General features: G+C 46.8%; 9 protein-coding genes. 3 read left to right on the top strand and 6 right to left on the bottom strand.

Annotated elements, in window-relative coordinates; genetic code table 11:
• Positions 1-45: 45 nt before the first annotated feature.
• Together rpoD and dnaG are read right to left on the bottom strand one after the other, a co-directional pair.
• Complete coding sequence (gene rpoD, locus E4K68_RS10285) at positions 46-1170, bottom strand: RNA polymerase sigma factor RpoD (protein WP_199241742.1); 1125 nt, start codon at positions 1168-1170, stop codon at positions 46-48.
• 49 nt (positions 1171-1219) lie between these two features.
• On the bottom strand, positions 1220-3070 hold the full coding sequence (gene dnaG / locus E4K68_RS10280) for a DNA primase (RefSeq protein ID WP_135378844.1): 1851 nt from the start codon (positions 3068-3070) through the stop codon (positions 1220-1222).
• 390 nt (positions 3071-3460) lie between these two features.
• On the opposite strand from dnaG, the gene E4K68_RS10275 reads away from it, so the two are divergent.
• Positions 3461-4075, top strand: coding sequence for a GerMN domain-containing protein (locus tag E4K68_RS10275; protein WP_135378843.1), 615 nt, complete (start codon positions 3461-3463; stop codon positions 4073-4075).
• Between the two features lie 152 nt (positions 4076-4227).
• Here the strand turns inward: E4K68_RS10275 and E4K68_RS10270 are convergent, their stop codons facing one another.
• The 4 genes from E4K68_RS10270 to E4K68_RS21065 form a co-directional block, all read right to left on the bottom strand.
• Positions 4228-5226: a deoxyguanosinetriphosphate triphosphohydrolase gene (locus E4K68_RS10270; RefSeq protein WP_135378842.1), complete on the bottom strand. Its 999-nt coding sequence runs from the start codon at positions 5224-5226 to the stop codon at positions 4228-4230.
• A 130-nt stretch (positions 5227-5356) separates the two neighbouring features.
• Entirely contained in the window at positions 5357-5779 is a 423-nt protein-coding gene (locus E4K68_RS10265; RefSeq protein ID WP_135378841.1) for a DUF86 domain-containing protein, read from the bottom strand.
• The gene (locus E4K68_RS10260; RefSeq protein ID WP_135378840.1) at positions 5780-6187 is read right to left on the bottom strand and encodes a nucleotidyltransferase domain-containing protein; all 408 of its coding nucleotides are present in this window, start codon (positions 6185-6187) and stop codon (positions 5780-5782) included.
• A gap of 465 nt (positions 6188-6652) precedes the next feature.
• Positions 6653-12310: a cell wall-binding repeat-containing protein gene (locus tag E4K68_RS21065; RefSeq protein WP_348982858.1), complete on the bottom strand. Its 5658-nt coding sequence runs from the start codon at positions 12308-12310 to the stop codon at positions 6653-6655.
• Between E4K68_RS21065 and E4K68_RS21060 the strand changes: the two genes are divergently transcribed.
• Positions 12269-12607, top strand: coding sequence for a hypothetical protein (locus tag E4K68_RS21060; RefSeq protein ID WP_243450330.1), 339 nt, complete (start codon positions 12269-12271; stop codon positions 12605-12607). The genes E4K68_RS21065 and E4K68_RS21060 overlap by 42 nt on opposite strands.
• Positions 12600-12785 carry a hypothetical protein gene (locus E4K68_RS21055; protein WP_243450329.1) on the top strand — a complete coding sequence of 62 codons (186 nt, stop codon included), beginning with the start codon at positions 12600-12602 and terminating at the stop codon, positions 12783-12785. Before E4K68_RS21060 ends, E4K68_RS21055 begins: the two co-directional genes overlap by 8 nt.
• Positions 12786-12831 lie beyond the last annotated feature (46 nt).

Here is a 12831-nt window from a genome sequence, read left to right as displayed (position 1 = left end):
ATATTATCTTTTAGTATTTTTCAGAGTAGCAAACGTTGCCGTCTTTTACTCCAAATAATCCTTTAACTTCTTACTCCGACTCGGATGACGCAACTTCCGTAATGCCTTGGCTTCAATCTGTCGAATCCGTTCTCGAGTGACACCAAATTCCTGTCCTACTTCTTCCAAGGTCCGGGTTCGTCCATCGTCAAGGCCAAAGCGCAGCCTAAGTACCTTCTCTTCGCGCGGGGTTAATGTTTCTAGAACTTCTTCTAATTGCTCTTTTAAGAGAATGAACGAAGCAGCCTCTGCCGGTGCTGGGGCATCCTCATCTGGGATAAAATCTCCTAGATGGGAGTCTTCCTCTTCTCCGATGGGGGTTTCTAGTGAAACGGGCTCTTGGGCAATCTTCATGATCTCCCGTACACGTTCGACCGGAATATCCATAACTGTAGCAATTTCCTCAGGTGCCGGTTCCCGTCCCAGTTCCTGCAAGAGTTGTCTTGAAACGCGGATGAGCTTGTTAATGGTTTCTACCATATGAACTGGGATCCGGATTGTCCGGGCCTGGTCTGCAATGGCACGGGTAATCGCTTGACGGATCCACCAGGTGGCATACGTACTAAACTTAAACCCTTTAATATAGTCAAACTTTTCAACAGCTTTAATGAGGCCAAGGTTTCCTTCCTGAATCAGATCTAAGAAAAGCATACCTCGTCCAACATAGCGTTTCGCAATACTAACCACAAGACGCAAATTGGCTTCAGCCAAACGTCGTTTAGCTTCCTCGTCGCCAGCCTCCATACGTATCGCTAGTTGAATTTCCTCTTCAGCCGAGAGCAGGGGAACTCGCCCAATTTCCTTAAGATACATGCGCACGGGATCGTCAATTCCTACGCCTTCAGGCACGGAAAGATCTACTTCCGCTTCTTCCTCTACATCTTCGTCTGGCTCATCTACCAGATCGTCATCATCCTTGCCCTTTTTCAAGGCTTCCCGCTCTACATCTTCAGGTTCTGGCACCACATCTATTCCCATTCGCCCAAGTTGTTGATATACATCATCAATTTGATCGGGGGAAAGTTCAACACCTTGGAGAGCATCCATAATCTCGCGGTATGTTAAGGATCCCTTCTTTTTGCCTTTCTGAATGAGGGCTTGGACGCTTTCCATTTTTTGTTCATCGCTCATCTGACCCCCACCTTCCCTCGGACTTTTCTTTTGGGTGCCTTTTACCTTACTATTTGCCACGTTTCAACCGCTCTCCTATCTCTTTCAACAGAGTCATGGCCCCTGCCATGTCACCGGATTTTTCTAAAGTTGCCATGCGTGCTTGAAGATCTTCTACTCGTTCATCTGCTTGAGTCGAGAGAATCCCCTTAATACAATCATCTAAAAGTCGCTCAGTTTGAGATATATCTAACTCTTCCAGGAGTAAGCTAGCCAACCGGCTCTGAACCGTTTCGTCGCTATTCGCGGGCAATCCACCATCCTGATCGAGATAATTGAAGATTTTTTGATGCTCTGGAACTCTCCAAAAGGATACTCCCAGCTTGGCCTTAATTTTAGGCAAATGTGAAATATCTTCCAGCAACATACGCAGAAGCATGCGCTCTGCTCGATAAACCCCCAAATAGACTACTGGCAATAATTCTTCCGCGTTATCCTTACATATAATGCCATTAATAATATTATCTCTATTTTTCCCAGAACTAACCTGTTTTAGTGGAGAATATTCTTGTACGCGCACTTTTTTAGATTTATTCTGCTCTTGGCTTGAAATCTCGCGTTGTACGGCTTCTAAAGTAAGCCCGAGTTCCAAACTCAAAAAGCGCTCATACCCTTCCCGTTCAACGGGGCTGATAACTTTCAAGATATCTGGGGCAAGTTTAATGACTAGTTCCGCCTTTTCTGGAATGCTTTGTGGGGGTGCTTCACGGACCAGGATCCGATATTTGAACTCAACGTAGGTTAATGCCTGCTTTAGAGCTTTATTAAACTCTTCCACACCGTGGGTTTTCAAATACTCATCAGGATCCTTTGACCCGATTAAGGTTAAGATATCCACGCGCATTCCTGCATCACGCAGAATTTCTCCCCCTCGTAAGGCAGCCTGGATTCCTGCTTCATCGGAATCATAGAGGAGGACAACACGCTGAGTATATCGTTTCAAAACCTTTGCCTGATCCCTTGTCAAAGCCGTCCCTAAGGAGGCAACGGCATTCGGAAATCCAGCATTTTGAAGCGCAATGACATCCATATAACCCTCAACCAAGAGAGCGTAACCTTGTTCACGGATTCCTTGGTGCGCACGATGCATTCCATAGAGGTGATGACCCTTGTTGAAAAAATGAGTCTCAGGAGAATTTAGATATTTAGGAAGCGAATCATCCAGAACTCGGCCGCCAAACGCAATAGGATGGTTGCGACGGTCTAATATACTAAAGAGGACACGGTTGCGAAAACGATCATAATATTGTCCCCCTTTCCCCGGCGTCCCCCGTTCCAAGGCTAACCCTGCTTCCGCTAATTCTTGTGGCTGAACACCACGTTCCTGCATATAAACCAATAATCCGTCCCATCGCTCTGGAGCATAACCCAAACGAAAGCTTTTTATCGTCTCAAGGTCCATCCCACGCTTTTCAAAGTAAAGACGTCCTGGTTCTCCCTCAGGCAACATCAGCAGTAAGTTATTGAAGTAGCTTGCCGCCCATTCATGAATTTGTTCAGAGCGCCGTCGGAGTCTACTTTCTTCACGTTCGCGGGAAGACAATTCTTTCTCTGGCAGTTGCACGCCGCATCGGTATGCTAAATTTTGAACACTCTCCAGAAAAGACCAATTCTCCAGCTTCATAAGAAAGGAAAACATGTTCCCCCCAACGTTGCACCCAAAACAATAAAACATCTGTTTCTCAGGGGTCACGGTAAAACTCGGCGTCTTTTCTGAATGAAAAGGGCAAAGCCCCAAATAGTTTTTCCCCTTACGCTGCAAGCTCACATAGTCAGATATAACTTCTACGATATCCGTGCGCTGACGCACTTCCTCGATGACCTCTTCTGGAATAAATTCTTCATGACTTCTGTTGTCCACGTTTATCGCCTTTCGATTCCCTGCCACAGTTTATATAGTTTGTCAACCCTGGGCTTATACAATCCTTCGCCGAAAATTCATAAAATCCTCTTTTTAAACCATTAATCCACAAATCAGTTTTTAGGAAGAGGAGAAATTCCATCGTACAATGTTATTAATTCTCCCTTTTCAATGGTAATACCTGCTTTCTTCGACAATTATTTATACTAAATTTTGGGTTATCCTTTTCATGAAAGCTAAGAATCCCTGACTAGCCCTTTCCCACATCTGAAAACCATGTTAGTATATAAGTAACAAACTCAAGTCACTTATATGAAAAACGGATACATAGACCCTACTAATATTCTATCTAGTATAAATAAAGAACCTTACGAGGAAGGTGAATACCTTATGTACTTTAAGTATCGACGCACCTTTAAAACGTTCATCGTAGTGATTGTTACCATGTTACTTGCAGGAGTCTTCCTGACTGGCTGTAATGCGGCCAAAACCCAAACTCAAGCTGTTAAGCCTTCGGATAATTCCACAACCACAACCCCTGCGACAACAACCCCTCCTGTAGTGAATAACCCTGAGAGCACTAGTCCGCAATCCGTGAAACTGACACTTTATTTCCCTAATGCTGAGGCTACGGGATTAGTTGCGACGAATCGAACCGTCGTGGTGACTGATCAGGAAGTTATCAAAGCGATGTTCAAGGAACTGTTAACTCCCCCTTCTGGATTGGAAAAACCCCTTCCTCAGGGGACAACGCTTCTTAGCGCGTCTGTGAGCGCAGACGGCGTTGCAACCCTTAATCTTTCAAAGGAATTCCAAAAGAACTTTCACGGAGGGTCATCTGGTGAGCTAATGACTATGTACAGTATCGTAAACACATTGACGACCCTACCAACCATTCAAAGCGTCCAATTTCTCTTGGAGGGGAAAAAACTAGATGGAATTCTGGGAAATCTAGACACAAGTCTGCCCCTCAAACCTAATACCAGCTTGATAATGCCCAAATAGTATTTCAAAAGGCTCAAAGAAGCTAAAACTTGGCCCTAGCCTTAGTTTACTTCTGTTGCCCGAAACTTATACTTTATAAATGACTTATTGACAAAAAGTGGTTGAGCAGACTAGTCGCTCAACCACTTTTTCATTGTTTTAGATCAATTAAATCACTTTTGCCGTGGAACAAACAGTCGCTCGAATAGATCAATAGCATAATTATCTGTTAGTCCCGATATATAATCCACAACCGCTTGAACTTCGTTTCCATGAGCCCAAACCAAAAAGTTCTCAGGAAGTTTCGATATATCCTGACTGTAATATTCGAAAAGAGCCTGTATTATGTATTGACCTTTACGACGTTCTTCACGTAATTTAGGGTTATTATAGACCCTGGCAAACATAAATTGCCGGAATTCCTGCATTGCACCTCTGACCTCTGCCGACTGTTGAATGCGACATTGCCCGATGGATGCCTCTATCATGTCAACCACCATTGTGGTAATCATATCACTTGGTTTCTCTCCAAGCGTCCTCCTGACGGTCTCCGGCAAATCACTTCGGATCAGTAAGCCCGCTCGCAAGGCATCGTCGTAATCATGACAGAGATAGGCAATTCGATCCCCGGTTTTTACAATCTGCCCCTCTAGCGCCTTGGGAACTCCGTCTCCAGTGTGATGTAATATCCCATCGAGAACAGGCTCTGTCAGGTTTAATCCACGCCCCTCATTAGCAAGAACTTTTACAATACGAATGGACTGCTCATTATGTTCAAAGTGGGTGATAATCCGTCTCAAAGCCTCTTCTCCGACATGCCCGAACGGGGTGTGACCGACATCATGGCCTAACGCTATCGCTTCTATAAGATCTTCATTTAGTTGTAGTCCCCGGGCGATAGTACGACATATTTGAGAGACTTCCAAACTATGGGTCATACGAGTTCTGTAATGATCTCCCGATGGAGCAATATATACTTGGGTTTTATGTTTAAGGCGACGAAAGGGCTTACTGTGCAGAATTCGATCACGATCCCGTTGAAATTTTGTGCGGATCGGACATTCTTCTTCCCAGTGCTCGCGATTCGCTTCCCCACTTTTTGCCGCATAAGGTGATAGGCGTTCTTGTTCTTCCTTTTCAGTCCTTTGTCGGATGTTATGAACATCGCTCATTGTTTGGCCCCCTCTAGATTGAACCTAGGCAGCAATTTCTTTTCCGTTCTCACCCATTTTATCTCCAATAAAAGGTTGAGACGATCAAACCGACCCATCGGAGTCGGTTTCCATTACGAAATCCACCTGATTAGTGGTTTTGCGCAAATCTTGCCAAGTCCTGCGCACACCGTTCAATATCTTCTAACTCCTCCTGAATAATCTGCCATAAAAATTTTGGTTCAATATCCCAATACACATGAACGAGCCGGTTTCGAAACTGCACCATTTGTTTGAGTGTCAAGGCATCCTCTGTTAATAAAATACTGTTCTCCGCCAGAATTCTAAAAATATCTGCATAATCCTTTGGAGCGCGCAAACCTTGATCGGAAATAATATGGTTTCCGATATTAATTAAACATTCAATGGCTAACTGCAAACAACGTTCTGCGCTATGAAAATTCCTTTTGGATGCGGCAAACTCTTCTTCTGTGAGCGATCGAATTTCTTGTAAGAAATCCAGATATTCTTTGATTAGCTCCAACTGCCGTTCCACCTTTGTGCGATTAACCATTTACAATCCCCTTTCCGTTACGCGACGAAAAAATGCTTCCTGGTATTCTCGTAAATAGGGTTCAAAATCCCAATAGCGAGAACGTGTCTTTGTTTCCAATTCCACCCTTAGATTCTCGTCACGGCAAAGGATTAAGATTCCCTCCTGGACGATAGAGTAGCGTAAAGATAGTGGAGAATAATCCCAGTCCACCAGATCAACAGCATCTGTTTTAAGACAGTCCGCAAACGAGGAACGAATATTCAATTGTTCTTTCCATGTCATTTCCTTATTATATTTTACAGCAAAATCCCAATCACTCAGGGGTGTCCCTTTTCCTTGGGCGCGTGATCCAAACCAGTAAGCCAGTTCAATCTCTGGGAAGGATACAACCACTGCAATGAATTTCTGTACTAACTCGTCCATCATTCCAAACCTCATTTTCTAGATCTTTTATCTTGATTAACAATATTTTGATAATGCTTGTTTGCTCGAATCAGGATATTTAAACTATACCATAATATGGGATAGATAAAAACAACTATTTGCTCCCTATCACCACTCTCTTTATCATTCGGGTACCATTCCTCATGGTATTCAGTTGAAACGGCTTGGTCTTTAACATTCAAAAAGGCAAGAACTCAGCTTTACAAGCCAGTTCTTGCCTTCATCAAATCTTCAGATATTATCGGTTCTGCACCGCGGCTTGGGCTGCGGCAATCAAAATAGACCAATCGACGTTTTTTCGCATTATGGAACACTTCTAATAATTCAACACGATTAAACTATAGAAATTCTTTGTCAGCGTAAACTGTTTACCATAAGGCGAGCATATCACGTGACGCTTTCTGGCTTTTGTATTATTGTTTAGCTTATTTTTGGCCTTACTGCATTTTACGGTTTAACTAAATTCGTCAGTTCCTCAAATATTTTCTTACCGACGACAGCCTCCCCTCCGAAAATTGTCGCACCCTTAATGCCCTCTTCCTTGAAATAGCTCGTCATTTGATCTGAGATCGTTTCATCCACAAGGAGTATAGGCGCATTCATCCGAGCAGCATAGAGGCTGCCGGATAGGGCGTCCGGGAAGTTATTGCCGGTGGCGATGCAGACGTAGTTGCCGGTCGGCTTAAAGTGTCTGGCTATCGCGAGGGATGTCTCAAAGCGATCCGCTCCTCCTATTCGGATGATACTATCTTTGGCTAATGCAGTAGTTTGCAGTATTTCTTCCTCGACGGATTGGTTGATTGAACCTTCGAGACCGATCAGATAGATCTTGCTGGGCTTAATATCTTGGATTTTTTGTTTAACGGCGCTGCTTAATTCATTTTTAGCGGTCAACAAGATCGGATACTGATAGCGGGAGGCTATACTGCTGATCGATAGGGCATCGGGGTAATCTTCACCGGTGGTGATGACGATAGGCGTTCCATCATTGTCCTTTACCATGTGCGCGGCAATAATGGCTGATGTTTCATAGCGGTCTTTGCCACCGAGCCTGATGATATTGCCGAATCCCAGAGCTTTAATTCTACTCTCGATGTCTTGGCTTACCGCGGCGTAGCCGCCTAGAATATAAATTGTTCCTGTAGTTTCAAGATTGGATTGCACGTAATCAAGTACCTTTTGTTGATCATCCGCTTCCGTTCCTACGAGCAGGATCGGCGCATTATACTTGCCGGCTAGGACGCTTCCTGCCAGAGAATCCGGATAGTTTTCGGCTGTGGCCAGAATAACATTGCTTACTTTACCGGCGTTAGCAGCTTTGGCGATTTCCAAAGCGGTGTCCACTCGATTTACTCCTGCGAGTCTTTTTACGCCTGTTTTTTCAGCGAAAAGTGCTCTTATTTTGTGGTTTTCGCTGTCTGTAAAGGTATATGCCGCAATTGCGCCAACGCTCTTGCCATCCACCAGTACATCGAAAATTATATAGCCTTCCTCAGGTGTAATTGTAGCGGTCTTTTGATCGCTGCTGATGGTAACCTTTCCACCTGTGTTGCTGTCGGTTGTAATGGACAGTGCAGCGGCTGTGCCTCCACCACTACCACCGCCTCTGCTTGGTGTTGAAGCCGCTGTGTATCCTATAGCATAGGTAGAGAATTTTTTCGCGTGGAGCGTTATAGACTTACCATCAGCGCTTAACTCAATATACTCAGCATCGGAGTTTGTTTGAGTGATGGTTTGAACCTCTGTACCATGATAACGATATACTACATAATTGTTCTTGCCTTGCAGCTCAGTAGGAAGGGGTATGTCAATGATTAATGGATGATCTAGCTCCGTTATTGGAATTGGCTGTTCTGCTGTACCACCGGGAGTCGGTGTTATAATTTTGCTTAAGCTTAAATTCAGAAAAATCCCGATTTCTTTTCCGCTTCCTGCTGCAGCTATAATGCTCTGCGCATTTTCAGCGGCATTGTCGCCACTTTCAATCCTTTGCTCAACGATTAGCCTAATCTCAACTGTTCCGCCGGCGTCGATAACATTGCTATCATCCTGAGTAAATTGATTGCTAGCAAAGAAGTCGTTGAGTTTATCCACAATTATATCTGGAGTACCGGACTTAACCTCTACGACACTATTTTTATTACCCTTTGGCAATGTAACCGACCCAGTTGTAGTATTACCTGAAACTGTGATGGTTAAGGTTATAATTTGGTCGGTGCCTTTGCTGATTACCAAGTTATAGATCCCGCTTGGAATTCCGCTGATGCTGAAAACGCCGTTAGCGTCGGTGGTTGTTTGGGCAACTTGTCGACTACCTGCCATCAGCTTTACTGTCGCACTGTCTACATTGGCGTTATCTTCATCCTTGATATTACCGCTGACTTCGTAGGTGAGTTGCTCCCACTTGGCGTGAAGGGTTATATTTTCCGCGCCCATTGTGGTGGCAAGATACGAGGTTGCAAAGCTGCTGTCCCTATACCAGCCGACAAAGTTATAGCCTGCTTTTGTGGGGGTTGGGAGAATTATAGCTGTGCCGTAAGTTTCGATCATGGCCCTAACATTACTTCCACCGTTTGAATTAAAGGTTATGGTGTAGGTTGGAGTCGTTTGCGGTGTTGGTGGCGTTACGGTTATATTTCCACTGTCACCGGATACATTACTACCATTCACCGTTACGCTGCCGCTACCGAGGGTTTCGCTGCCTTTGGTTACGGAAACTGTATAGCTTTCGTCTGGTACGCTGGGTATGCTGTAGTTGCCATCGGCGTCTGTTGTACCTGTGTACGTCTTGCTACTGTCTTTTGGATCCGTCAAGGTTACGGTTGCACCGGATACCGGGTTGCTGTTCGTGTCCTTGATTGTGCCGCTTACGGTGTAGGTTGGAGTCGTTGGCGGTGTCGGTGTCGGTGGCGTTACGGTTATATTTCCACTGTCACCGGATACATTACTACCATTCACCGTAACGCTGCTGCTGCCGAGGGTTTCGCTGCCTTTGGTTATGGAAACGGTATAGCTTGCGTCGGGTACGCTGGGTATGCTGTAGTTGCCATCGGCATCTGTTATACCGGTGTACGTCTTGCTACTGTCTTTGGGATCCGTCAAGGTTACGGTTGCACCGGATACCGGGTTGCTGTTCGTGTCCTTAATTGTGCCGCTTACGGTGTGGGTTGGCGTCGTTTGCGGTGTTGGTGGCGTTACGGTTATATTTCCACTGTCACCGGATACATCGCTGCCCTTCACCGTTACGCTGCCGCTACCGAGGGTTTCGCTGCCTTTGCTTACGGTAACGGTATAGCTTGCGTCGGGTACGCTGGGTATGCTGTAGTTGCCATCGGCATCTGTTGTACCGGTGTACGTCTTGCTACTGTCTTTGGAATCCGTCAAGGTTACGGTTGCACCAGATACTGGGTTGTTGTTCGTGTCCTTGATTGTGCCACTTACGGTGTAGGTTTGGGGTTCAGGTGGTAGGCTGCTATCGTCCTTTACGTTGCTAAAGATATTCAGCCCTAGCGCGCTTACCTCAAATATCTGTTTTTCTGGATCGCTGTGAGTTTGCGGGATTGCTCCCTTGTACAACGTATAGCTGCCTGCCGGCACGGTAAAAGCGATCGATTGATACGGCGAGGTTGGTGCAAATGCAGCGACTTTAGTTGCACCATTCTTCACCGTGGTCGTTGTTTTAGAGGCAACAGGGGCAGTGTAGTTTGCCATCAAGATGTTGGCAACAGTTTTGCCTCCTGCACTTGCCTCGATCAGGCCATCCGTATCGTCTATGGCATTTTTTGTGTCCATTGACATATAAGCACTTGCAATTACCATTGCTCCTTGGTCAATCTTAATGGTGCCGCCTTTGCCGTCCTTGCCGCCACCAATTCCTGCACCACCAATTGGGCCGCCTGTGGCTGTGACATTTCCACCACTGATGGTAATCTCGCCACCCGCACCAGCATTGCCACCGCCAATACCTGCTCCAAATATACCACCTTTAGCGATTACTGTTCCACCGCTGATGTTGATGGGGCCAGCGCCGAGGCCAACGAGTTTATTAAGATTAAAATCATAGGTGCCTACGCCACCGCCAATGCCTGCCGCATCTTGACCACCAGTGGCTGTCACCTTAGCTGTACCACTGATGGTGATCGTGCCTGGTTTGTCTTTGCCTGTGCCACTTTCTCTACCGCTGCCTATGCCCGCGCCACCATTATCACCACCTGTAGCCGTAATAACTCCACCCGTGATGTTGATGGTGCAACCATTGACATTGCAATCGCCACCGCCAATGCCCGCACCACAACCTGTGGCTGTGGCTGTTACAGTTCCACCAGTTATGGTGATAACGCCACCTGGATCATTATTACCATAGCCGCTTCCAATGCCTGCACCATCTACACTTCTGGCTGTTATCGTTCCGCCATTTATGGTGATAACGCCTGCACTTCCGCCTTCACCGCCGCCAATGCCTGCACCAAGCCCGCCACCGGTGACATCAAGTGTTCCTGTGCCGTCTATGGTTAAGGTTGCCGTTTTTCCTCCCTTTGTCTGCACCTGCAAGCCTGCTTTATTCTTGCCAGTTACATTTTTATCCACGCCACTTTTTAGTGTGTTGCTGCCTGTCAGGGTCAGATTGACTACAGAATTATCCTGAATCTCAAAGGCACAGCTATTACTTGTTGCCGATACGTCAATGTTCACGTCACTTAGGGTAATATTGACGGTTTTGTCACCTGACGTATTCACGACAATGGTGTTTGTTGTTGCTGTACTTGCGGTTGTCTGGATAATTTTCAACATATCTCCACTGTCAATGTTATCTTCTATTTGACCGGTTTCGTAGGTCACTTTGAGCTTACCCACTGTTGAGCCATTTTCTACTTTTATAGCGCCGTCACTAATGTTGAACGTGCGAACGGGGGAATCGGAGGTCCATGTTGCCGTAATCGTTGTCGGTTCTGAGGGCATGGTAAAGTTTGTGTTTGTAAGGGTAGCGTTTTCAAATGTACCGCCATTTGAGGTTGTCCAGCCGCTAAAGGTGTAACTGGCTTTCGTTCCGGCGTTGATCGCAACCACTGAACCGGCGGCGTAATTTCCTCCTGTTATGCCGCTATTACCACCATTTAGGTTTACGGTTAAGGTGTAGGTACCGGCTTGTATGGACCCAGGTAGGGTGGGGTTCTGCCCGGCGCTAAAATTTTTCAGGATGGGCAGGTTAGCCCCTCCCACCAGGTTCCCTACGCCAGTGATATCCCAGGCTGCGGTATCGCTAAACCAGGTGCCCCATGCCTGGGGCGTGGCCGCGCTTACGGTCAGATCCGCGCCGTTTTGGTTGTCGGCTGCGCCGCCGGTGACAATGGCTTCACTGCCGCTGGCGCCTATTTTCATATCTTTACGGGCATAAGAAGCGCTGACTGTGCCGCCATTGCCTAGACCGCTTATGACTCGGCCGACAGGGCTTGTGCCGTTTACCGTCTCCCCCAGTGAGACGCCGTTTTTCACCGCGCCGCCGCCCTGGAGTATGCCCACTACACCGCCCACTGGGCTTGCACCTGAAACTTTGCCGGTATTGTAGCAATTCTCTACACTTCCGCCGGTGTAAATGCCCGCCACGCCGCCGATGCCGGTTCCGGCATTAGGCTGATCGGTAATAGTACCGGTAACGGCACCGGTGTTATAACAGTTTTTCACAAGATTACCAGTGTTACCTCCGCCCACGACGCCGCCGACATAGCCAATGCCAGCGACCGGGCTGGTATTATAACAGTTTTCCACACTGCTGCCGGTGCTGCATCCTACTATGCCACCGACATAAATTTTGCCGCTGATGGAGCCGTCGATGACACCCACGTTTTTCACGGTGGCACCCGAGATGTATCCGAACAGGCCTTGATTGTCAAGGGAGTTGCTGATATACACGCCCTTGATGGTATGCCCGCCCCCGTTAAAACTGCCTTTAAACGCCCTGCTGGAATCATTTAATGCGTATACTCCGATCGGCGTCCAGGCCTTGGGGCTGCCGGTGAGGGCATTGTTGAGGACGATATCCGCCGTCAGTTTGAAGAACTTTCCTTGGCTGTAGTTGCCGCCGGCATTGACGTTAGCTGCCAGCATGGCCAGATCGTAGCTGTTGGCAATCTGGTAAGGGTCCGTTTCAGCCGTACCGGTGCCGCCGCTGTATGTGTACTTGGGATTGGCGGTAAGGGGGTTGCCGTCCCAGTCGGTGGGGTTGTCTACTTTGACTACAGCTATTGTATACGTTGCTGTCTTGCCACCGACTGTCACTGTCAGTGTCTGAGTGGCCGCCACCGCCGAACTATTAAACCCGCTTACGTTGGCGGAGGTTATGGTTTCTGTTTTTGTACTCTTGTCACTGTAGGTTCCCGTTACTACCAGGCCGGTGATGTCTAAACTCTCTCCGATTTCGTACGCTGTTTTTGTCGCTGGGGTGGTAATCGCTATGCTGGATAAAGTTGATGCTGTAAAGTTGAAGGTGGTCGCTGCTCCGGCAGCATGGGTTGCTGTTTTTGCCACTCTTACCTGTAAAGCCACTGTTCCTGTCAGATCAGGGAGGTTCGGCCATCTATAATTATATACTGTATATGCTGTCCAGGTTATCCCATCCGTTGAGAATT

This window comes from Desulfosporosinus sp. Sb-LF, assembly GCF_004766055.1.
GTDB lineage: Bacteria > Bacillota > Desulfitobacteriia > Desulfitobacteriales > Desulfitobacteriaceae > Desulfosporosinus.
The sequence above is the reverse complement of the archived record's forward strand: the minus strand, read 5'-3'. Positions and strand labels throughout refer to the sequence as shown.